We start from the raw sequence: 22,746 nt of genomic DNA, 5'->3' as shown, positions 1-22,746 counted from the left end.
TGACTGTGTCACTACCCACTGTTCATACAAAAAAAAGACTTATATTAGCACTAATGATCATATCTGTAATTATATTTGCTCTTATAGTTAGAATAGGATACCTCCAGGTAGTAAAAGGTGAAGAATTAAAGAAACAGGCATTAGAACAATGGACTAGAGGGATTCCTGTAAAAGCTAAAAGAGGTGTAATATATGATAGGAATGGTAAAAAACTAGCTATTAGCATAAATAAAGATACAGTTTGGTGTAGACCTGCTGATGTAAAGAAATCGAAAGCGAAAGATGTGGCTAAAGAATTAGCTAAAATACTAGACCTAGACGAAAATGAAGTTTATAAAAAAATTACTAGTAAACAAAGTATGGTTAAAATAAAGCAATGGATAGATAAAGAAGAAAGTGAAACTTTAAGAAAGGCAAAGTTAAGTGGTATAGAGGTAACAGATGATAATAAAAGGTACTATCCAAACGGTGCATTTGCATCTCATATTATAGGTCATACAAATATAGATCAGGTTGGACAGTACGGTATAGAGAAAACATTTAATAAGTACTTAACAGGGATACCGGGAAAATGGGTAAAGACTACTGATGCAGTAGGAAGGCAGTTACCATATGATCATGAAAAATTATATGAGGCCAAAGATGGATTAGGGGTAGGTCTTACTTTAGATGAAACTATACAACATTTTGCTGAAAAAGCGGTTACAGAAGCAATGGTTAAAAATAAAGCCAAAAATGCTACTGTAATAGTTATGGAACCTAAAACAGGAGATATATTGGCAATGGCATCTAAACCAGACTACAATCCTAATAATCCTAAGGAACCAACAGATGAAGCATTAAAAAAAGAATGGGAAAAATTATCACCAGAAGACCAATCAAAGAAATGGTATGATATGTGGAGAAACTTTCCTATAAATGATAATTATGAGCCAGGATCAACATTTAAAATAATAACTACTGTTGCAGGTCTAGAAGAAAATAAAGTTACACCACAAAGTGAATTTTACTGTACTGGATATGTAACACAAATTAAAAGTTCACATCGAATTAAGTGTGTAAGATACTATAATCCACATGGAAGACAGACACTTGTAGAAGGTGTTGAGAATTCATGTAATATAGTGTTTGTAGATATAGGACTAAGAGTTGGAAAAGAAAAAATGTATGAATATATAAAAGCTTTTGGATTTGGAGAGCCAACAGGAATATCGTTGACAGGTGAGACAGCTGGAATTATACCTTCATCAGCAGAAGCTATTAAGGATGTAAATCTTGCCACAATATCTTTTGGTCAAGGGATAGCAATTACTCCTATTCAACTTATAACAGCTGTAGCTGCTGTTGCAAATGGTGGAAATTTAATGCAGCCTAGAATAGTGAAAGAATTAAGAGATCAAGACGGTAAGATAGTACATGAATATAAGCCAGAAGTAAGAAGAAAAGTTATATCAGAAAAAACTTCTAAAACTATGATGGAAATTTTAGAATCTGTTGTTACAAATGGAGGGGGAGAAAAAGCATATGTTCCTGGGTATAGGGTAGCAGGAAAAACGGGAACGGCACAGAAAGTAGCTGATGGAAGATATGCACCAGGAAAATATATAGCATCTTTTATTGGAGTAGCTCCTGCAGATGATCCAAAGTTAGCAGTACTTGTAATAATAGATGAACCTATGGGTCAATCTTATTATGGTGGTACTATAGCAGCTCCTATAGCTGGAGATGTAATAAAAGAATCATTAGAATATCTTAATGTAAAGCCTAAATTTAATGCAGAAGAAAAGAAACAAAATTCAGAAAAAGAAATCACAGTTCCAGACTTGAGAAATAAGAAAGTAAAACAAGCTGGACAGATTATATTGGATTTAGGTCTAGACTATAACACAGACGCTTATTATGTAGAAGGTGATAATAAAGTTATAAGTCAGTTCCCATCTCCAGGAACCAAAGTCAATAAAGGGTCAACGATAGATATATATGTAACTAATACTAGTAGCAGTAATAAAAATAACAATAATAAAAGTGAAAATGAAGAAAATTTATCAGATGAAGAAAACTCATCAAATTCAGATTAGTTAGTATATAAGATTAAAACTAAATATAACATAACGAATGATAGATATTTTTAGATCATGATAAAGTAAAAGTAAGTAATTATAGCTAAAAATTACACTGAGGCAACTTCAAACAAAAAATGTTTGAAAGTTGCCTTTTAAGTAGACTATAATAATATCTGAAATTATGATATTATCATATAGTGTTATAATTCTAAAATTTGAGAGGTGTAACTGATGAAACTAATAGAACTTATAGATGCTAGCAATATTGAAAGTAGTAAAGGAAATTTAGATATTAACATAAGTGAAGTAGTTTACGATTCTAGAATGGCTATAAAAGATAGTTTGTTTGTTGCTATAGAAGGATTTAAAGTAGACGGACATAAGTTTATAGATAGTGCTATATCTAAAGGAGCAAAAGCTATCATAGTTCAAAAAGATATAGATGTTCCGGAAGGTATTACAGTTATAAAAGTAAAAGATACTAGAGTAACTTTGGCGGAGGTTTCTTCTAAATTCTATAAAGAGCCATCTAGTAAGCTAAATCTAATAGGAATAACTGGTACAAATGCTAAAACTACAACTACATATCTTATAAAGTCAATATTAGAAACTGTAGATGAAAAAGTAGGTATTATAGGAACTATAGGTAGTGTTATAGATGGAAAATTAATAAAGACTAATAATACGACTCCAGAATCATTAGAGCTTCAGAAAACTTTCAGTATGATGGCTGATGCAAATATAGATAGTTGTGTAATGGAGGTATCTTCTCATGCACTAGAACTTAATAGAGTAGAATATAGTGACTTTGATATAGGAATATTTACTAATCTTAGTGTTGATCATTTGGATTATCATAAAACTTTAAACAATTACTTTGAAGCGAAAACAAAATTATTCTTTATGACAAAAAAATATAATATTATTAATATAGATGATGAATATGGTAGAAAAATTGTAGAGAAATTAAAAGATATAGAAACACCACTTCTAACTTATGGTGTAGATAAAAAAGCGGATATATATGCTACAGACATAAAGCATCATGCAGAAGGAGTGGAATTTAGACTTAATACACCAATAGGAAATACAATAATAAATATGAATATTCCAGGACAATTTAGTGTATACAATGGATTAGCATCAGCATCATGTGCATATGCGTATGGAATATCACTTGAAGATATTAAAAAGGGCTTAAATGCTATAGAAGGTGTTAAAGGAAGATTCGAAGTTGTACCTACTAATAGGGACTTTACTGTTATAATCGATTTTGCACATACTCCAGATGCTCTTGAAAAGGTCCTAAAATCAATAGATGAATTTGCAGAAGGAAGAAAGATATTAGTATTTGGCGCTGGTGGAGATAGAGATAATTCAAAAAGAGCAATTATGGGTGAAATTGCTGGAAAGTATGCTGACTTATCTATAGTAACATCGGATAATCCTAGAACAGAAGACCCGCAAAAAATAATTGATGACATTATAAAAGGTTTGAAAAAAACAAATGGTGAGTATGTTTCAATAGTAGATAGGAAAGAAGCAATAAAATATGCAATAGAAAATAATAGATCTAAAGACGTAATTTTACTTGCAGGAAAAGGTCATGAAACATATACTATTATTGGAGAAAAAGTACTTCCTTTTGATGAGAGAGAAATTGTACTAGAAGTACTGAAAGATTTAAAATAAATTGTTAAAAAGATTAACTATAAACTAGAGAGGAGAAGTAACATGTCAGACTATAAAGATATTATAAGAGTCATAGTAGTTTCTTTCATTATAACTTTAATATTAGGGCCATTATTGATACCAGCTTTGAAAAGACTTAAGGTAGGTCAAAGCATAAGGAAAGAAGGTCCAAAAACACATTATAAAAAAAGTGGAACACCTACTATGGGTGGAATCATAATAGTGATAGCATTATTAATTACTGTATTAACGACTGGATTATTTAATCAAGACATGAAAGTCCTCATTTTGTCAACAATAGGATTTGGACTAATTGGATTTATAGATGATTTTATAAAGGTTGTTTTAAAAAGATCATTAGGATTAAAAGCATATCAAAAACTTATAGGGCAAATTGCCTTAGCTGTTATATTAGCAGTTTATCAATCAAATAATTCAATTTTAGGGACTAAAATAATAGTACCTTTTATAAATGGAACTATAGATTTGGGAATGCTTTACGTGCCTTTTATAGCTTTTGTTGTTGTAGCTACAGTAAATAGTGCTAATTTAACAGATGGACTAGATGGATTAGCATCAGGAGTTACTTTGATAATACTATCATTCTTTAGCTTAATTGCTTTAAATATGGGAATGAACAGTGTCGCAATATTTTCAGCAGCTTTAGGTGGAGCTTGTTTAGGGTTTCTAAAGCATAATTCATATCCTGCGAAGGTTTTTATGGGGGATACTGGTTCTATGGCTCTAGGAGGAGCTGTAGCTGGAATAGCGGTATTATTAAATCTACCACTTATAATACCTATAGTTTGTGGTATATATTTTGCAGAAGCACTTTCAGTTATTATTCAAGTTACTTCTTTTAAATTAACTGGAAAGAGAGTATTTTTAATGAGTCCTTTACATCATCATTTTGAACAAAAAGGATGGAAAGAAACAAAAGTAGTTACAGTTTTTTGGATTGTAACAGTTGTTTTGTGTTTAATAGGAGTATATAGCTTAAGTTAAATTTGCATAAAGTAGGTGGAATATATGAACTTAAAAGATAAAAATATACTTGTACTAGGATTAGCTGTAAGTGGTGTGTCCACGTCTAAAGCTCTAAGTAAGCTAGGAGCTAATGTAATAGTAACAGATATGAAGAAAGAAGAAGAACTTAAAGAGTATATAGAGGAATTAAAAGATATACATATTACGTATGTATTAGGTAGTAATGATGTAGATTTAGAAAAAATTGACTTAATAATAAAAAGTCCAGGAATTCCATTGGATATTCCTATAATAAAAAATGCAGAGAGCAAAGGAATAGAAGTTATAACTGATATTGAATTGTCATACAGAATTTCTAAAAATAGATTTATAGCTATAACAGGGACTAATGGTAAAACAACAACAACTTCTCTTACTGGAGAGATATTTAAAAAAGCAGGATTTGGTACACATGTTACAGGAAACATTGGAGTAGGAATATTATGGGAAGTTGTTAATTCTCATGATGATGATGTTTTTATTATAGAAGCTAGTAGTTTTCAATTAGATAGCACAAAAAAGTTTAAGCCAAAAGTTAGCTTAATAACAAATATAACTCCAGATCATTTAAATTGGCATAAAACTATTGAAAACTATATTAAAGCTAAACAAAAAGTATTTCGAAATCAAGATAAAGATGATTTTACCATATTAAACTATGATGATCATATACTTAGATCTATGGAAAAATATACTAGTGGTAATTTGATATTTTTTAGCTCGAGTAATGTTTTAAGCAAAGGTGTTTATGTAAAAGATAATTATATAGTTGTGAATGATGGAAAAAATATTAAAAATGTAATATCTTTAGACCATATAAAAATTCCAGGAAAACATAATTTAGAGAATGCATTATCAGCAGTAGCTATTGCCTGGGTAATGGGAGTTAGTATAGATGTGATATCAGATGTGCTAATGAACTTTGAGGGAGTAGAACATAGATTAGAATTTGTAGACGAAATAAAAAAAGTAAGATATTTCAATGATTCTAAAGGAACTAATCCAGATGCTTCTATAAAAGCTATAGAAGCTATAAATAGCCCTATAATTCTTATAGCTGGTGGAATGGATAAAGGTGGAAGTTTTGATGACTTTGTAGATAGCTTTGATAATAAAGTTAAAGCTCTAATTTTAATAGGGGAAACAGCAGAAAAAATAAAAAATACAGCAATAAACAAAAAATTTAGCAATATATATATAGTAGAAACTATTCAAGAAGCAGTTCAAAAGTCTTTTGAAATATCAAATGAGGGAGATAATGTGTTACTTTCTCCTGCATGTGCAAGCTGGGATATGTTTGAGAGCTATGAGGAAAGAGGAAGAGTTTTTAAAAAGGAAGTAAAACTGTTAAGGGAGGCCTAATAATGGCAAAAAGAAAAGCCTGTGATTTTACTTTAATGATTTCTGTGATATTATTAGTATTCATAGGAATTATCATGGTTTTTAGTTCAAGCTGGCCTGATGGATTATACAAAATGCAAGATGGATATCATTTTTTAAAAAAGCAACTTGTAGCTAGTATACTAGGGTTAATAGCTATGATAGTTTTTATGAACTTTGACTATTGGAAATTAGGAAAACTTTCAAAGTTAATATTTTTTGGAGCTACTATACTATGTCTACTAATATTCACACCACTTGGGAGAGAATACAATGGGGCAAGAAGATGGGTAGATTTAGGAGTCATAAATTTCATGCCATCTGATGCTATGAAGCTAGGATCTATTATATTTCTTTCAGCTTTTTTGGCCAAGAGAAAAGAAAAAATGCAGAGCTTTAAAGAAGGATTCATACCAGCTATGATGGTAATAGGGTTCTCTTGTGGCCTTATTATACTTCAAAAAGACTTAGGAACAAGTGCAACTTTAGCATTTACACTTGTTATAATATTCTTTATAGGAGGAGCAAAGATATCACATCTTTCGACGGTTGGTATAACTGGGTTTATAATGCTTACCTTGGCTATACTTCAGCCCTTTACTCCTGCTGGCGAAAGATACAGAATAAAAAGAGTTACTACATTCCTTGATCCATTTGCTGATAGAGTAGGTAGTGGATGGCAAGTTGTTCAGTCTTTATATGCGCTAGGATCAGGTGGAATATTTGGATTAGGACTAGGTAAAAGTAGACAAAAGTTTTTTTACATACCAGAACCTTATAATGACTTTATATTTTCTATAATAGGAGAAGAATTGGGATTTATAGGATGTCTGACTGTCATGCTTTTACTTTTGCTAGTTGTTTGGAGAGGAATAAAGATAGCTTTGGGAGCTAAAGACTTGTTCGGATGTTTATTAGCATCTGGAATAGTATCACTTATTACGATACAAGCGCTTATCCATATAGCTGTTGTTACATCATCAATGCCTGCTACAGGTATACCTCTACCTTTCATTAGTTATGGTGGTACATCTTTAATGATATACATGGCAGCAGCTGGTGTGCTTCTAAATATATCTAGACATTCACAATTAGATAGGAGTTGAAATAAATCATGAAAGTACTAATTACAGGAGGAGGAACTGGAGGACACATATATCCAGCTTTGGCTATAGCAAAAAAAATAAAAGAAGAATATAAAAATGCTGAAATACTTTATGTAGGAACTGAAAGAGGATTGGAATCTGAATTAGTACCTAAAGAAGGACTTAAATTTAAAACTATTAGAGTAAAAGGATTTTCTAGAAAATTATCAAAAGATACTGTTAAATCTATAAAAGAACTTTTTCTAGGACTTAATGATGCTAAAAAGGTTATAAAAGAATTTAAACCAGACATTGTCATAGGCACTGGTGGATATGTTTGCGGTCCAGTTGTATTGTTAGCATCTTTAAAGAAAATACCTACATTAATACATGAACAAAATGCATTCCCTGGAGTTACTAATAAAATTTTATCTAAATTTGTAAGTAAAGTAGCTGGAAGTTTTGAGGAATGTAAAAAATATTTTAAAAAGTCAGAAAAGGTGATAATAACTGGAAATCCAATCAGAAAAGATATATTAACCATCGATAAAGAAAAAGCATATCAAGATTTGAAAGTTGATCAAAACAAACCTTTTATCCTATGTTTTGGAGGAAGCGGTGGTCAGAAAAAGTTAAATGATGCAATGTTGCGATTTATTATAGATAATCATGATAATGATGATATTCAAGTATTACATGTGACTGGTAAAAGATTTCATGAAAGTTTTATGAAAGAGTTAAAAAGTAATGGAATAGATGAGTTGTCAAGTAATATAAATGTTGTACCGTATTTCTTTGAAATGCCTAAGGCTCTTGCTATTGCTGATTTAGCTATAACTAGTGGTGGAGCAATAACCATAGCAGAAGTTACTGCTGTAGGAGTCCCTACTATATTGATTCCAAAAGCATACACTGCAGAAAATCATCAAGAGTATAATGCTAAAGCATTAGAAAAAGCTGGAGCTAGTATAGTTATTCTTGAAAAAGATTTGACAGATAATAAGTTAACAAAAACAATAAAAGAAGTATTAGATGATAAAGAAAAATTATCTAATATGGCTTATAATAGCAAAAAGATAGGAATTATAGATGCCAGTGAAAGAATAGTAAATATAATAAAAGAGCTAGTGCCCTAATTGATATATAAATAACTAATATTGTGTAACACCTTCTATAGATATGCATAAAATGACTATATACTGTTTTAAACATAGTTTAGGTCATATCTTGGAGGTGTGAAAATGAGCAAATATATAATTGAAGGTGGCAAGAAGCTGATAGGAGAGGTATCTATAATCGGAGCAAAAAATGCTGTTCTACCTATTCTAGCTGCGACAGTAATTAATAACAATAACAATGTTATATTTAACACTCCAAATCTTAGAGATGTAGATATAATGGAAAAAATATTATTATCTATTGGATGCAAAGTAGATAGAATGGATGGAGTTATGTCTGTAGACTCTAGACATATATCAAAGATATATATACCAGAAGAATTAGTAAGAGAAATGAGATCTTCGATAATTTTGATGGGAGCAATGATTAGTAGATTTGGAGAAGTAACTATAAGTTATCCTGGTGGTTGTGAATTAGGACCTAGACCTATAGATTTACATTTAAAAGCTCTTAGACAAATGGGTGTAAGTATAGAAGAATCCCATGGACACTTACATTGTAAAGCTGATAATTTAACAGGATGTGACATACAGCTTGATTATCCCAGTGTTGGCGCAACTGAAAATATAATGCTGGCAGCAGTAAAAGCTAAAGGAGTCACTGTAATTAGAAATGCAGCAAGAGAACCTGAGATATTGGACTTACAAAATTTTTTAAACTCTATTGGATGTAAAGTATATGGAGCAGGAACTAGTATTATAAGAATCGATGGAGTTGAGAAGTTTAATGGTGCAGAACATACGGTGATACCAGACAGAATAGCAGCAGGTACTTATATGGTAGCTTCGGCTATTACTGGTGGTGAAGTTATTCTTAAAAATATAGAGGTAGAACATATACAATCAATGATAGCTAAGCTTAGAGAGGTAGGTTGTCAAATTTATACAAACTGTACGGCTCTTAAAATAATAGGGCCTAAGAGAGTGAAAGCTATTGAAAATGTACAAACCTTACCATATCCAGGATTTCCAACTGATATGCAGGCACAAATGATGTCATTATTAAGTATATCAAATGGAACTAGTGTAATTAATGAAACAGTATTTGAAAATAGATTTAAGCATGCTGAAGAATTAATTAGGATGGGAGCTAATATTAAAACTGTGGGAAAAGTTGCTGTAATACAAGGCGTAGAAGGGTTAACAGGAGCTAAAGTTGCTGCAAAAGATTTAAGAGGTGGAGCAGCACTTATATTAGCAGGACTTATTGCAAATGGGGTAACTGAGATTGAAAACATTTACCATATCGAAAGAGGATATGATGATATTGAGAATAAACTTAAGGCACTAGATGCAAAAATTACCAAGATATAAAAGCAGCTTAGAGCTGCTTTTTTAGAAGGACAAGCTTGTGGGGGAGATAATTCAATGAAAACTAGCAGTAAAGTAGATAAAAAGATAAAAACAAAAAAAAAGAGGCTAAATTTTGTATTGTTAATATTGATGATATCTTTGCTGTTTATAGTTGTTACAAAAACACCTCTATTTAATATTTCTAAAATTGAAGTTAAAGGAAATAAAGTATTAGATAAAGACACTGTAGTAATGGCTTCAGGTATTATTTTGGATGAAAATATCTTTAAAGTTAATACAGGTGATGCTAAAGAAAGCTTATTCATTCATCCATATATAAAATCTGCTGATGTTAAGAGAGAATTACCAAATAAAATATTAATAGATATTACAGAAAGTAAGGAAATTGCTGCTATAGCATATAATTCTTCTTATATTTATATAGACAAAAATGGTAAAATTTTAGACATCATATCTAGCGAAAAAAATGATATATTAGTTAAAGTAGAAGGATTAGACTTAATAAATCCATCCATAGGAAATGAGATAAGATATAAAAATAAAATTGAACTCTCTAGTATGAAGGAATTTTTGGAAGAGATTGATCAAAATAATTTTAAGAAAAACATTAGTATGATTACATTTGAAGAAGGTTCAAGTATGACAATAGAAATGAAAACAGGTACAAAAGTTGCATTTGGTGTATTAGATAATGTAAAATATAAAGTAGATTATATTAAGAGAATATTTGAAGATCTAAAAGCTAAGAACAGAAAAGCTTCAAAGATATATCTTAATAGAGGTAAATATGCTATTGTAGAGCAGGATGGCAAATGGGAGGATAGTAGTAATAATGAATAATATTAGAAGTAAAATAGCTATAACTGCAGTTTGTGTTATTTTAGGAATAGTATTAGCTATACAATTTAAAACAGTAGAAAATCTAGATTCCAATGTCATTCCTACACAAAGATCTAAGCAGATAGCTATAGAATATAAGAAGCTTAAAGATGAAAGAGAAAAAATGAGAAAAGAGTTAGACGAACTTGAAAAAAAAGTTGCACAATATGAAAAAGGTGAGGCAGATAAAGATACTTTTTTAGAAAATCTTTATAAAGATATACAAAAATATAAAATGCTAAGTGGATATGAAGATTTAAAAGGAAAAGGAATTACTATTCAAATTGATGATCCTCCTGCCGATGTTAAACTTGGTGATGATAAAAGTACAATAGTTCAAAATTATGAGCTTTTATTACAAGTTATAAATATTTTAAATGCTGCAGAGGCTGAGGCCATATCAATAAATGATCAGAGATATACGTCATTTACAGAAATAGTTCCAGCTGGAAATCACATTGAAATTAATGGGGTATCTTTTGGAGCACCTTTCGTAATAAAAGCAATAGGAAAGTCTGAAGATTTAGAAAGTGCACTTAGAGTAAAGGGCGGAATCATATGGTATATGGAAAAAGGATTTAACTTACAGGTCAATATTAAACAGGATAAAAATATTGTTATACCTAGATATAAAAGAGTAAAAGATTTTATATATTCAAAACCTTCAGAAGAGCAACAAAATAGATAACTAACCCTTTAGGAGGGGTTAATAATGATAAAACAAAATAAAAAAATCAAGATATCACTTACATTATTGTCAATATTATTAGGAATTTTACTGTCATTACAAATGAAGCAAAATATTGAAGATTATGATTTGGTTTCTCTTAATTCAATAGAAGTTATGAAAAATGAGGTAGAAAATTCTAGAAAAGAAATTGATGATTTGAACAAATTAGTTGAAAGCAAAAGCTTAGAACTACAAAATGTAAAGAAAGCTTTAATATCTGATGATAAATCTATAGAAGAAGTTATAGAAAAGCAAGTTAATGATTTAAAGATCATTGGAGGACTAGAAGATCTTACAGGACCAGGAATAAAAGTAGTAATATCAGATAATGATAACAAAGAAATATTAGGAAAAGATGTAAATCAAGATATAATACACGATGGAGATATTCAGGTTATACTAAATGACCTGAAAAAAGCAGGAGCAGAAGCTATTAGTATTAATGGTCAAAGAGTACTATCAAGATCTGAGATCAAATGTGGAGGTCCTATTATTAGAATAAATAAACGAAGTTCTGCAAATCCATTTGTTATTACTGCAATTGGAGATCCTAAGGCTTTATATGCAGCAATAAGTGCTCCTCAAAGCTATGGTTGGACATTAAAAGAAGTCTACAAGATAAAAGTAGATACAGAAATTAAGGATGAAGTATTTATCCCTAAGTATTATTGGAGGGATTCAGAATTTAAATATGTGAAACCCATAAAAGAAGGTGAATAATATGATTTTAGCTATTATTGGAATTTTAGTAGGTGCTATTATTGGTATATATCTACCGATAACATATTCTGCTAGTTATTCCCTATATATGTCAGTAGCGATACTAGCTTGTATGGACTCTGTTTTTGGTGGAATAAGAGCTATGATGGAAGGAAAGTTCAATACAGGAATATTTGTATCAGGATTTTTTGGAAATGCTATATTAGCTGCATTTTTAGCATATGTAGGTGATAGATTAGGAGTACCTCTTTATTATGCAGCCATATTTGCTTTTGGAGGAAGATTATTTCAAAACTTTGCGATTATTAGAAGATATGTATTCAACAAAAAAAACTCTAATTAATATAAAAATAATGTATTTAATTTAGATAAAAAAAGGGAATTCATTAATTATATTGAATTAATATATAAATAAACAAAAATATGAATACCTATGCCGATTTTTAGAATAGAAATTTATAGGCCAAATATTAGAAAGTATTTGATAATAACAAATTTAAATAAATGTGTAAAATTTAGAGGGGGAATGACCACTTAAGGCATGATATAAATGTAGAAAATAACAATTAATAAAGATTGTATAATAAATAAATTTTAATAATAATCTTAAGGTAAGCTAATTTAAAGACAGTATAATAAATGGCATCATTGATTAAAACTCTAGACATTATTTATATATTTATAATAAATGATGTCAACTATGAATTAACTTTTACTAAAGATTTAATTTTATACATAGGGAGGTCATAACGTGTTTGATTTTGATGTTGATATGGAACAGTTTGCTCATATAAAAGTTATTGGTGTTGGAGGTGGAGGAAATAATGCTGTAAATCGAATGATAGAAAATGAAGTAAAAGGAATAGAGTTTATTTCGATAAATACAGATAAACAAGCACTTCACTCTTCAAAGGCTGAAACAAAGCTACAAATAGGAGAAAAACTTACTAGAGGATTAGGAGCAGGAGCAAATCCTGATGTTGGAATGAAAGCTGCAGAAGAAAGCAGAAATGATATAATGGAAGCATTACAAGGGGCGGATATGGTATTTATAACAGCAGGAATGGGAGGAGGAACAGGAACAGGAGCTGCTCCTATAGTTGCTGAAGTTGCTAAAGAACTAGGAATACTTACTGTTGGAGTTGTAACTAAACCTTTCATATTTGAAGGTAGAAGAAGAATGATACATGCTGAAAGAGGAGTAGAAGAGTTAAAAAGTAGAGTGGATACTCTAGTAACTATTCCTAATGATAGGCTTTTACAAGTGGCAGAAAAGAAAACATCTATAGTAGATGCTTTTAAAATGGCTGATGATGTATTAAGACAAGGTATTCAAGGTATATCTGATCTTATAGCTGTTCCAGCACTTATAAATTTAGATTTTGCTGATGTAAAGACAATAATGTATGATCAGGGTCTAGCTCATATGGGTATAGGAAAAGCAAGTGGAGAAAACAGAGCGACTGAAGCTGCTAAACAAGCCATACACAGTCCTTTATTAGAAACATCTATAGAAGGAGCAAAGGGTGTCTTACTAAATATAACTGGCGGACCAAATCTAGGGTTATTTGAAGTTAATGAAGCCGCAGATCTTATAAGACAATCTGTAGATCCAGATGCTAATATAATATTTGGAGCAGGAGTAGATGAAAATCTTAAAGATGAATTAAAAATAACTGTTATAGCTACAGGATTTGACGGTAAACAAGAAAAAGTTGTTATAACTGAACAAAAAAATATAGAGAAAAAAGAAGAAACATCAAAACCAATTCCTACTAATGAAAGCAAAACTTTAGATAGTGATGACTTGGACATACCAACTTTCTTAAGGAGAAGAGATAGATAAACCTTTCTAGATAATTCTAGAAAGGTTTTTTTTTCGACTTCAGTAAATGACACAATTTTAAAAAAATATATTATATAATAGTCATAATTTCAATACTTAAAGAATAGAAGTAATAAGTAAGACTAGCTTTACAAAGGGGGTACTAAACTATTGTATATATATGCTGAATACCTCTTATTAGAAAATTTAGCTATAAATTATATCATTCTTTTTATAACTAAAAAGTTTTTAAAGGTGCATACGACACAGATAAGATTACTAATGGCATCTTTAATTGGAGCATTATATACATTTGTAGTATTTTATCCATCGCTTATATTTATGGCTAGATTTTCTTTTAAATTAGCTACTTCTATAATAATAATAATGATAGCTTTTAATCCAAAAAAATCTAGATCATTTATAAAAGTAATATCAGCTTTTTATCTAGTAGCTTTTGCTTTTGCAGGAACATCTTTAGCTTTATTTTATATAGCAGATATAGAGACATATGTAGGAGGAGGAATTTTTTATATAGCAAATTTTCAACTTAAATTTTTAATAATTTCTGTAGTCCTTATATGGATTTTATTTCAAATAGTTTGGGAATATGTAGAAAATAAAAATAATAAAAGAAGAGCATTTTTCCCTGTAATAATAAATTTAAATGGGAAAGAGATAGAAGTAACCGCACTTTTAGATACCGGAAATTCTTTAAAAGATCCTATATCTAAAATACCTGTTATTGTTGTTGAATTTTTAGCTATAAAAGATATACTACCAGACTCTATACAGAATATATTTTTAAAATATAAAGAAAATAGCTTAGATGCTGTGGTAGACACTATGAGCTGTGCTTCAAATCAAATGAAATTTAGAATAATACCATATAAATCACTAGGTAAAGAAAATGGATTACTTTTGGGATTTAAACCAGATAAAGTGATAGTAAAGTCAGAAAGAAGTACACTTATAGGTGAGGTTGTTATAGGTATATATAATGATACCTTATCTAATGATAAAGAGTATGTAGCTCTTTTACATCCTGAGATACTAACATGAAGGGGGAACTGCAATGGCACTGACTTTGATTAACAAATTGAAATTATTGTCAAGAATCTACTATATTAAACTTCTAAGAAAAATTAAAATTTTTAAGGAAGAAGAAGTTCACTATATTGGAGGAAGCGAGGTATTGCCTCCACCTCTTACTCAAGATGAAGAAAGCTTTTTATTAGCTAAATTAAAAGAAGATGATACTGTAAGACCTATATTAATTGAAAGAAATCTAAGATTAGTTGTATATATAGCTAGAAAGTTTGAAAATACAGGGGTAGGAGTAGAAGATTTAGTTTCTATAGGAACAATTGGGCTTATAAAAGCTGTTAATACATTTAATCCAGATAAAAAGATTAAATTAGCTACATATGCTTCAAAATGTATAGAAAATGAAATACTTATGTATTTGAGAAGAAATAGTAAAGTTAAAACGGAGATATCATTTGATGAACCACTTAATGTAGACTGGGATGGGAATGAATTATTATTGTCGGATATTTTAGGAACAGAAAATGATATTATATTCAAATATCTAGAAGAAGAAATAGATAGGGATTTGCTTAGTCAAGCAATAGGAAAACTTAATAATAGAGAAAGAAAAATAATGGAATTGAGATTTGGATTAATCAATGGTGCTGAAAAAACTCAAAAAGAAGTAGCAGATATGCTTGGGATTTCTCAGTCATACATATCTAGGCTAGAAAAAAGAATTATAAAAAGATTACAAAAAGAAATTAATAAAATGGTATAAAATATGTGGAAATGTTAGCTTTATAGGCTAACATTTTTTATTACCAAAATATAACTGTAAATTCTAATGATTTACGTATCAAAATTTGAATAAAAATATGAAATAAGGTAATAATTTTTAAAGGAAAAAGGGGCAAAACATCATGAAAGGATGAATAACATATATGCATATAAACAAAGTAGAAATATGCGGTGTTAATACATCAGAACTACCAGTTTTAACGAATAAAGAAATGAGAAAACTTTTTGACAGAATACATGCAGGTGATATGAGTGCACGTGAAGAGTTTATAAAAGGAAACTTGAGACTAGTACTCAGTGTTATTCAAAGGTTTAACAAAAGAGGAGAACACGTTGATGATTTGTTCCAAGTGGGATGCATAGGACTAATGAAGGCAATAGATAATTTTGACTTATCACATAACGTTAGATTTTCTACTTATGCAGTTCCTATGATTATAGGTGAGATAAGAAGGTATCTTAGAGATAATAATTCTATTAGAGTAAGTAGATCTTTAAGAGATATAGCTTATAAAGCGCTTCAAACAAGAGAACAACTGATCAATAAAAATTCTAAAGAACCTACTGTATCTGAGATAGCAGAAGCACTTGGCGTGCCAAAGGAAGAGGTAGTATTTGCTTTAGACGCTATACAAGATCCTATATCACTATTTGAACCTATTTATAATGATAGTGGAGATGCTATATATGTTATGGATCAAGTAAGTGATGAAAAAAATGAAGATGAAGTATGGTTAGAGGGAATTGCTTTAAGAGAAGCTATAAGAAGACTTAATGATAGAGAAAAACTAATACTCAATTTAAGATTTTTTGAGGGTAAAACACAAATGGAAGTGGCAGAGGAAATAGGAATATCACAAGCACAAGTTTCAAGATTAGAAAAAACAGCTTTAAGACATATGAAAAAACTTATATAAATTTAAGTTATTAATTGCCCACTTATAAAATAAAAATATTAGTAATATTTTGAGACAAGTAACTAGTATATATAGTATCAAAGAACTTAAAAAATAAGAAGGTGAGGCAATGATAAAAACATCTGATTTAAGAGAAAAAGAGGTTATAAATGTAAGAGATGGTACAAAGCTTGGACTTATATCAGACATAGAGGTTAATTTAAAAGAAGGAAGAATAGAATCTATAATGATACCAGGTCCAGGTAAAATTTTAGGATTATTCGGTAGAAATCAAGATTACATTATTAACTGGCAAAATATAGTTAGAATAGGTAGTGATGTTATACTTGTAGATTTAACACAAAATCTAGAAGAAAGTATAAATTACGAAGAATAGCATAGTATTTTAAATAAAAAATCCTTAACTTAGCTTCAACTTCATGTTAAGGATTTTTTATTTAAATATTAAAGTCATGTTTTATAATTTTTAAATCACTATATTAACTAACATTTATACAGAATAGTTAGACATGCCATATGAAATATATTATAATCTTAGTATATAAAAGTACCTTATAAAGGGGGAGAACATATGAAGTGTCCCTATTGCGATTATTTTGAATCAAGAGTAGTAGACTCAAGACCAACTGAGGAAGGACAATCTATAAGAAGAAGGAGAGAGTGTGCTAAGTGTAATAAGAGATTCACTACTTACGAGAAAATAGAAGAAATACCTTTGATAGTTATAAAGAAAGGCGGTAACAGACAAGCCTATAATAGAAGTAAGCTACTTACAGGAATTATAAGGGCTTGTGAAAAAAGACCAGTATCTATTAAACAAATGGAAGATATTGTAGATGAAATAGAAAAAAATCTCTTTAATTCTATGGAAAAAGAGATAACTAGCAACCATATAGGTGAAATGGTTATGAATAAACTTAAAAATGTAGATGAAGTTTCATATGTAAGATTTGCATCTGTATATAGACAATTTAAAGACTTAAATACTTTTATGGATGAACTTAAGAAACTTTTAGATGAGAAATAAGACTTAATAGGACTCTTTAGAGTCCTTTATTTTTAATATTTATTCTAGTATTATGATCATTAAATGCGAAGGAGAGTGAATAGCTTGATACATGAAGAAAGATTTAAACTAATAGAAAAAAAAGGTGTGAAATATTTTATAATACCCGAGTTTGAAGAAACACATTTAGTTAATCACGGATTTACTACTAGAATAGGTGGATTAAGTAAATCACCTTTTAATAGCTTAAACTTAGGACTTAAAACAGATGATAATAGAGAAAACGTAATAGAAAATTTTAAAATAATATGTGATGTATTTGAAAACACTATAGATAGAGCTGTTTTATCAGATCAAGTTCATAAAACAGATATAAAAATTGTGACTAATAAAGATATAGGTAAAGGATTAGTAAAAAATAAAGATTATAAAGACATAGATGGATTGGTTACAAATGAACCAGATGTCATGCTATTCACCTTTTTTGCTGATTGTGTGCCAATATTTTTTTTAGATAAAGTAAAAAAGGTAGTAGGACTTGCTCACGGAGGATGGAGAGGAACAGTAGATAAAATCTCTGGAAAAATGATAGATATTATGAAGAAAAACTATTCTTCAGATCCTAATGATATACTTGTAGGAATAGGACCGTCTATAGGGCAATGTTGTTATGAAGTAGGAGCGGATGTATATAAAAGATTTAACACAAATTTTACAAGTGTTTCTAACGTGTTAAAACCAACAGGTGAAGGGAAATGGAAGCTTAATCTTTGGGAGGCTAATAAAGTAGTCTTGGAGGAAAGCGGAGTACCGTGTAGAAATATCATAATAAGTGAAGTATGTACTAGTTGTAATAGTGATATTTTCTTTTCCTATAGAAAGGAAAATGGAATAACAGGAAGGATGGCAGCAATAATACAGTTAAAATAAGATTAGGAGGCATGAATATGAGCTATGGAAAAGTTCTTGTGGTTGATGATGAAGAACATATAATAGAACTTGTAAAATTCAATTTGGAAAATAATGGATATGAAGTTATTTCAGCACTTGATGGTAAAGAGGCTATAACTAAGGCTAAGCAAGAAAATCCTGATCTAATAGTACTAGATTTGATGCTACCAATAATGGATGGAGTAGAAGTATGTAAGAAGATCAAAAATGATAAAGAGACAGAAAATATATCTATAATTATGCTTACAGCTAAGAATGATGAGGCTGATAAAATAGTAGGGCTTGAGATAGGTGCAGATGACTATATAACAAAACCTTTTAGCGTGAGAGAGTTAATAGCAAGAATAAAAGCTGTCTTAAGAAGAAATAATGATGGAAGAACTAAAGAAGTAGAGAATATAATAAAAATTGGAGATATAACTATAAGTAACGAAAAGCATGAAGTAACTAAAAGAGGAGAAAAGCTAGAACTTACTTTAAAAGAGTTTGAGCTCTTGAGAATGCTTGCTAAAAATAGAGGAAAAGTTTTATCTAGAAATTTCTTATTAGATGAAATATGGGGATATGATTACTTTGGAGAAACTAGAACTGTAGATGTTCACATAAGGCATTTAAGAAAGAAAATAGAAGATGATGACAAGAATCCTAGATATATAGAAACTATAAGAGGCATAGGATATAAGATGAAATAAGGAGATACTTTATGCAAAAAAGAATTTTTTTAACGTTTGTTATACTTCTGATAATAGGAGTATCTATAACTGGAATATTATCTTTTAGTTTATTTAAAATTACCGTTCCCGAGTTAGAAAGTATTCCAAATATGGAAATTATGTTGATAAAATATCAGGCAATTTCTATACTTTCTGGACTTACGGTTTCTTTATTACTCGGATTTAGGTATATAAAAAAAGTTACAGATCCGATAAAACAGCTTACATCAATTACTAAGAAAATTTCTACAGGAAACTATAGACAAAGAATTCATTCAAGAACTGATGATGAGCTAGATGAGCTTTCAGAAAACTTTAATACTATGAGTATAAAGCTTGAAAACACCATAGATGAGTTACAAGAGAGTAATACTAAGATGAAGGCTATATTAACAAGTATGCTAAATGGAGTAATAGCTCTTGATAATTCTAAACAAATAATACTAGTTAACCCTGCAGCAGAAGAGATGTTTGGAGTGCAAGAGAAGGAAGTCAGAGGAAAACATATATTAGAATCTATAAGAAACGATGATTTGAGTAAAATAGTTAGAACTTTGGTAAATGAAAGCAAGACATTAGAAAGTGAGATAGAAATATTTAATCCAGAATATAAGGTACTTAGCTTTCATTCAAATCTTATAAGATTAAATAACGATCCTACTAGAATTTTAGGAATGGTAATAATACTTCAGGATGTAACTAAAATAAGAAAACTTGAAAATATGAGAAAAGAATTTGTAGCTAATGTTTCTCATGAGTTAAAAACACCACTTACTTCTATAAAAGGATTTGTAGAAACTTTAAAAGAAGGTGCTGCTGAGAATTCAGCAATAAGAGATAAATTTCTAGGAATAATAGATATAGAGGCTAGTAGACTAACTTCTCTTATACAAGATTTACTAACACTTTCTGAGATAGAAAATGAAAATAATTTAGTTTCACAAGAAGATATTGATATAAATAAATCAATAGATAGAACATTAAAATTACTTAATGAAATAGCTAACCAGAAAAATATAATTTTAGAAAATAAAATACAAGAAGATATTCCACATATAAAAGGTAATAGAAGCTGGTTTAAGCAAATGATTATAAACTTAGTTGACAATGGGATAAAGTATACTCCCGATGGAGGAAAGGTAAAAATAGAGGCTTATAATGATGATGTTAATGTATATATAAAAGTGTCAGATACGGGCATAGGTATTGAAGAAGAACATCTTTCTAGACTATTTGAAAGATTCTATACAGTAGATAAGGCTAGGTCCAAACAAGTAGGAGGTACTGGACTAGGACTTGCTATAGTTAAGCATATAGTACTATCTTTCAAAGGAAACATAGATGTAGAAAGTAAAATTGGTAAAGGAACAAAATTCATTGTTAGTATTCCTATAGATAAAAGCGTAGATATTAATTAAAAGAATAAATGTTTTTCTCCTTTTAATGTAGGCGGACATATATTATAATATATTAGTGCTTGATAAAAGGGAGGTACTGGAATAGATGCTAACTACAGAACAAAAACTATTATGTGCTTTGTGTCATTTAGGAGGTTTTATAGCGTTGCCTATAATAGCGCCATTAGTGGTACTATTAGTTTCTAATGATTTTTTCGTAAAACAACAAGCAAAAGAAGCATTGGCTTTTCATATAGGAATATTTGTGGGGTTTGCAATAAGCTTAATACTAAGTATAATCTTGATTGGAATTCCTATGATGCTGATATTATCAGCTTTAGCAGTTATACTACCAATAGTAGCAGTGGTAAGGGTAGTAGATGGTATAGATTATTCATATCCTATTACAGGAAGATTTGTGAGATAAATTATAAAACAAAGGTAGTATCATCTTGTTATCAGTGAAAAATAGCTCTTATCAACATTGATTTTTGTTGATAAGAGTTTTTTGGTATAATGAACAAAAGGAGATATTTTGGAGTGTGATATAATGGATTTATTTACTCTTAGTGCAGAAAGAAGCTTGGAAAAATCTTCACCATTAGCAGACAGAATTAGACCAACTTCATTAGAAGAATATATAGGACAAAGTCATATTATTGGAAAAGATAAGCTTTTATATAGAGCTATAAAGGCTGATAAAATAAGTTCAATTATTTTATATGGGCCTCCTGGAACTGGTAAAACAACTTTAGCAAAAGTAATTGCAAATACTACTAAGTTGCACTTCGATCAACTAAATGCAGTTACTTCTGGAATAAAGGAAATTAGGGAAGTCGTTGATAGAGCTAAAGAAAGAATAGGTATGTATAATCAAAAAACTATATTATTTGTAGATGAAATACATAGATTTAATAAAAGTCAACAGGATGCATTACTTCCATATGTTGAAAATGGAACTATAATCTTAATAGGAGCTACTACTGAAAATCCATATTTTGAAGTTAATAAAGCTCTTATTTCAAGATCTATGATTTTTAAATTAGAAGCTCTTAGCGATAAAGAGATTGAGATAGCTATACTAAGAGCTTTGAAAGATAAAGACAAAGGTCTAGGTGAATTTAACATAGAAATGGAAAGAGATGCTTTAGAACATTTAATTAATATCTCTAATGGTGATGCTAGGATAGCTTTAAATGGATTGGAATTAGGAGTTTTAACTACACTACCTGATGAAAATGGAGTTATAAAGATAACTTTAGATATAATACAAGAATGTGTTCAACAAAGAGCAATTAAGTATGAAAAAAATGGAGATGAACATTATGATACTATATCAGCCTTCATAAAAAGTATGAGAGGATCAGATCCAGATGCTACTCTTTATTGGCTTGCAAAGATGATTTATGCGGGAGAAGATCCTAAATATATAGCAAGGCGAATAATAATATGTGCATCTGAAGATGTTGGTAATGCAGATCCTCAAGCATTAAATGTAGCAGTTTCTGCTTTTGAAGCTGTTAATATAATTGGAATGCCTGAAGGAAGAATTCCTTTAGCCCAAGCAGCGGTATATATAGCATGTGCTCCAAAAAGCAACTCAAGTTATATAGGAATAGATAAAGCATTAGAAGATGTAAAAAATAAAAAGATGGGAAGTGTTCCATTACATTTAAGAGGAAGTAATTACTGTGGAGCTTCTAACTTAGGAAATGGAAAGGGATACTTATATCCTCATAATTATAAGGGTGGGTATATAGAACAACAGTATTTACCAGATAATATTGTTGGAACTACGTATTATGATCCAACAGAAAATGGATATGAGAAGATCATAAAGGAATATCTTAATAAATTAAATAAAGCTTAATACAAGTATATAAGTTATACATTTAACTAAGTAATATGAAATAATAGTTAATTATTTGGATATACTTATAGTACTGTATTTATTAAGTTATGGAATATAAATAGAAAAATATCTATATAGAATATAACTTAAAATAATTTTAGAGATTTGTAATAATGCGATAAATATAA

General features: G+C 29.7%; 22 protein-coding genes. All 22 read left to right on the top strand.

Going from position 1 to position 22,746, the window contains the following annotated elements; genetic code table 11:
• Positions 1–5: 5 nt before the first annotated feature.
• Positions 6–2,078 (top strand): stage V sporulation protein D, encoded by a 2,073-nt coding sequence (locus tag CLPU_RS00435; protein WP_097677516.1) that lies wholly within the window; start codon positions 6–8, stop codon positions 2,076–2,078.
• Positions 2,079–2,294: 216 nt separating this feature from the next.
• Positions 2,295–3,755 (top strand): UDP-N-acetylmuramoyl-L-alanyl-D-glutamate--2,6-diaminopimelate ligase, encoded by a 1,461-nt coding sequence (locus CLPU_RS00430; protein WP_050353664.1) that lies wholly within the window; start codon positions 2,295–2,297, stop codon positions 3,753–3,755.
• A 42-nt stretch (positions 3,756–3,797) separates the two neighbouring features.
• The gene (mraY, locus tag CLPU_RS00425) at positions 3,798–4,760 is read left to right on the top strand and encodes a phospho-N-acetylmuramoyl-pentapeptide-transferase (RefSeq protein ID WP_050353663.1); all 963 of its coding nucleotides are present in this window, start codon (positions 3,798–3,800) and stop codon (positions 4,758–4,760) included.
• A 24-nt stretch (positions 4,761–4,784) separates the two neighbouring features.
• Positions 4,785–6,143 carry a UDP-N-acetylmuramoyl-L-alanine--D-glutamate ligase gene (gene murD, locus CLPU_RS00420; RefSeq protein WP_050353662.1) on the top strand — a complete coding sequence of 453 codons (1,359 nt, stop codon included), beginning with the start codon at positions 4,785–4,787 and terminating at the stop codon, positions 6,141–6,143.
• A 2-nt stretch (positions 6,144–6,145) separates the two neighbouring features.
• A complete protein-coding gene (gene ftsW / locus CLPU_RS00415; RefSeq protein ID WP_050353661.1) occupies positions 6,146–7,267 on the top strand; it encodes a putative lipid II flippase FtsW in 1,122 nt (373 codons plus the stop codon).
• An 8-nt stretch (positions 7,268–7,275) separates the two neighbouring features.
• Positions 7,276–8,382, top strand: a complete 1,107-nt coding sequence (gene murG / locus CLPU_RS00410; protein ID WP_050353660.1) for an undecaprenyldiphospho-muramoylpentapeptide beta-N-acetylglucosaminyltransferase — start codon at positions 7,276–7,278, stop codon at positions 8,380–8,382.
• Positions 8,383–8,487: 105 nt separating this feature from the next.
• Positions 8,488–9,738, top strand: a complete 1,251-nt coding sequence (murA, locus tag CLPU_RS00405; protein WP_050353659.1) for a UDP-N-acetylglucosamine 1-carboxyvinyltransferase — start codon at positions 8,488–8,490, stop codon at positions 9,736–9,738.
• A gap of 54 nt (positions 9,739–9,792) precedes the next feature.
• The gene (locus CLPU_RS00400; RefSeq protein ID WP_050353658.1) at positions 9,793–10,578 is read left to right on the top strand and encodes a cell division protein FtsQ/DivIB; all 786 of its coding nucleotides are present in this window, start codon (positions 9,793–9,795) and stop codon (positions 10,576–10,578) included.
• On the top strand, positions 10,571–11,305 hold the full coding sequence (locus CLPU_RS00395) for a DUF881 domain-containing protein (protein ID WP_050353657.1): 735 nt from the start codon (positions 10,571–10,573) through the stop codon (positions 11,303–11,305). Before CLPU_RS00400 ends, CLPU_RS00395 begins: the two co-directional genes overlap by 8 nt.
• Positions 11,306–11,329: 24 nt before the next feature.
• Positions 11,330–12,067 (top strand): DUF881 domain-containing protein, encoded by a 738-nt coding sequence (locus tag CLPU_RS00390; RefSeq protein WP_050353656.1) that lies wholly within the window; start codon positions 11,330–11,332, stop codon positions 12,065–12,067.
• Between the two features lies 1 nt (position 12,068).
• Entirely contained in the window at positions 12,069–12,410 is a 342-nt protein-coding gene (locus CLPU_RS00385) for a small basic family protein (RefSeq protein ID WP_050353655.1), read from the top strand.
• 408 nt (positions 12,411–12,818) lie between these two features.
• The gene (ftsZ, locus tag CLPU_RS00380) at positions 12,819–13,913 is read left to right on the top strand and encodes a cell division protein FtsZ (RefSeq protein WP_097677514.1); all 1,095 of its coding nucleotides are present in this window, start codon (positions 12,819–12,821) and stop codon (positions 13,911–13,913) included.
• Positions 13,914–14,063: 150 nt separating this feature from the next.
• Positions 14,064–14,954, top strand: coding sequence for a sigma-E processing peptidase SpoIIGA (gene spoIIGA / locus CLPU_RS00375; RefSeq protein ID WP_050353654.1), 891 nt, complete (start codon positions 14,064–14,066; stop codon positions 14,952–14,954).
• A 13-nt stretch (positions 14,955–14,967) separates the two neighbouring features.
• Positions 14,968–15,702 (top strand): RNA polymerase sporulation sigma factor SigE, encoded by a 735-nt coding sequence (gene sigE / locus CLPU_RS00370; RefSeq protein ID WP_200898423.1) that lies wholly within the window; start codon positions 14,968–14,970, stop codon positions 15,700–15,702.
• Positions 15,703–15,865: 163 nt separating this feature from the next.
• On the top strand, positions 15,866–16,639 hold the full coding sequence (gene sigG / locus CLPU_RS00365) for an RNA polymerase sporulation sigma factor SigG (protein WP_050353653.1): 774 nt from the start codon (positions 15,866–15,868) through the stop codon (positions 16,637–16,639).
• 109 nt (positions 16,640–16,748) lie between these two features.
• On the top strand, positions 16,749–17,015 hold the full coding sequence (locus tag CLPU_RS00360; protein ID WP_050353652.1) for a YlmC/YmxH family sporulation protein: 267 nt from the start codon (positions 16,749–16,751) through the stop codon (positions 17,013–17,015).
• Between the two features lie 195 nt (positions 17,016–17,210).
• Positions 17,211–17,666 carry a transcriptional regulator NrdR gene (nrdR, locus tag CLPU_RS00355; RefSeq protein WP_050353651.1) on the top strand — a complete coding sequence of 152 codons (456 nt, stop codon included), beginning with the start codon at positions 17,211–17,213 and terminating at the stop codon, positions 17,664–17,666.
• A 75-nt stretch (positions 17,667–17,741) separates the two neighbouring features.
• The gene (pgeF, locus tag CLPU_RS00350; RefSeq protein ID WP_235436072.1) at positions 17,742–18,575 is read left to right on the top strand and encodes a peptidoglycan editing factor PgeF; all 834 of its coding nucleotides are present in this window, start codon (positions 17,742–17,744) and stop codon (positions 18,573–18,575) included.
• 17 nt (positions 18,576–18,592) lie between these two features.
• Entirely contained in the window at positions 18,593–19,288 is a 696-nt protein-coding gene (locus CLPU_RS00345) for a response regulator transcription factor (protein WP_050353649.1), read from the top strand.
• A gap of 11 nt (positions 19,289–19,299) precedes the next feature.
• The gene (gene pnpS, locus CLPU_RS00340) at positions 19,300–20,727 is read left to right on the top strand and encodes a two-component system histidine kinase PnpS (protein ID WP_050353648.1); all 1,428 of its coding nucleotides are present in this window, start codon (positions 19,300–19,302) and stop codon (positions 20,725–20,727) included.
• An 85-nt stretch (positions 20,728–20,812) separates the two neighbouring features.
• On the top strand, positions 20,813–21,133 hold the full coding sequence (locus CLPU_RS00335; RefSeq protein WP_050353647.1) for a DUF4870 domain-containing protein: 321 nt from the start codon (positions 20,813–20,815) through the stop codon (positions 21,131–21,133).
• 123 nt (positions 21,134–21,256) lie between these two features.
• Complete coding sequence (locus CLPU_RS00330) at positions 21,257–22,576, top strand: AAA family ATPase (RefSeq protein WP_050353936.1); 1,320 nt, start codon at positions 21,257–21,259, stop codon at positions 22,574–22,576.
• Positions 22,577–22,746: the final 170 nt, after the last annotated feature.

Origin of the sequence: Gottschalkia purinilytica (assembly GCF_001190785.1) — a bacterium.
Classification (GTDB): domain Bacteria; phylum Bacillota; class Clostridia; order Tissierellales; family Gottschalkiaceae; genus Gottschalkia_A; species Gottschalkia_A purinilytica.
This window is presented reverse-complemented; position numbering and strand designations above follow the sequence as displayed.

Coding starts and splice junctions, on each gene's coding strand:
- CLPU_RS00430 (WP_050353664.1), top strand. CDS start 2,295: ATGAAACTAATAGAACTTATAGATGCTAGCAATATTGAAAGTAGTAAA.
- mraY (WP_050353663.1), top strand. CDS start 3,798: ATGTCAGACTATAAAGATATTATAAGAGTCATAGTAGTTTCTTTCATT.
- murD (WP_050353662.1), top strand. CDS start 4,785: ATGAACTTAAAAGATAAAAATATACTTGTACTAGGATTAGCTGTAAGT.
- ftsW (WP_050353661.1), top strand. CDS start 6,146: ATGGCAAAAAGAAAAGCCTGTGATTTTACTTTAATGATTTCTGTGATA.
- murG (WP_050353660.1), top strand. CDS start 7,276: ATGAAAGTACTAATTACAGGAGGAGGAACTGGAGGACACATATATCCA.
- murA (WP_050353659.1), top strand. CDS start 8,488: ATGAGCAAATATATAATTGAAGGTGGCAAGAAGCTGATAGGAGAGGTA.
- CLPU_RS00400 (WP_050353658.1), top strand. CDS start 9,793: ATGAAAACTAGCAGTAAAGTAGATAAAAAGATAAAAACAAAAAAAAAG.
- CLPU_RS00395 (WP_050353657.1), top strand. CDS start 10,571: ATGAATAATATTAGAAGTAAAATAGCTATAACTGCAGTTTGTGTTATT.
- CLPU_RS00390 (WP_050353656.1), top strand. CDS start 11,330: ATGATAAAACAAAATAAAAAAATCAAGATATCACTTACATTATTGTCA.
- CLPU_RS00385 (WP_050353655.1), top strand. CDS start 12,069: ATGATTTTAGCTATTATTGGAATTTTAGTAGGTGCTATTATTGGTATA.
- sigE (WP_200898423.1), top strand. CDS start 14,968: ATGGCACTGACTTTGATTAACAAATTGAAATTATTGTCAAGAATCTAC.
- sigG (WP_050353653.1), top strand. CDS start 15,866: ATGCATATAAACAAAGTAGAAATATGCGGTGTTAATACATCAGAACTA.
- CLPU_RS00360 (WP_050353652.1), top strand. CDS start 16,749: ATGATAAAAACATCTGATTTAAGAGAAAAAGAGGTTATAAATGTAAGA.
- nrdR (WP_050353651.1), top strand. CDS start 17,211: ATGAAGTGTCCCTATTGCGATTATTTTGAATCAAGAGTAGTAGACTCA.
- CLPU_RS00345 (WP_050353649.1), top strand. CDS start 18,593: ATGAGCTATGGAAAAGTTCTTGTGGTTGATGATGAAGAACATATAATA.
- pnpS (WP_050353648.1), top strand. CDS start 19,300: ATGCAAAAAAGAATTTTTTTAACGTTTGTTATACTTCTGATAATAGGA.
- CLPU_RS00335 (WP_050353647.1), top strand. CDS start 20,813: ATGCTAACTACAGAACAAAAACTATTATGTGCTTTGTGTCATTTAGGA.
- CLPU_RS00330 (WP_050353936.1), top strand. CDS start 21,257: ATGGATTTATTTACTCTTAGTGCAGAAAGAAGCTTGGAAAAATCTTCA.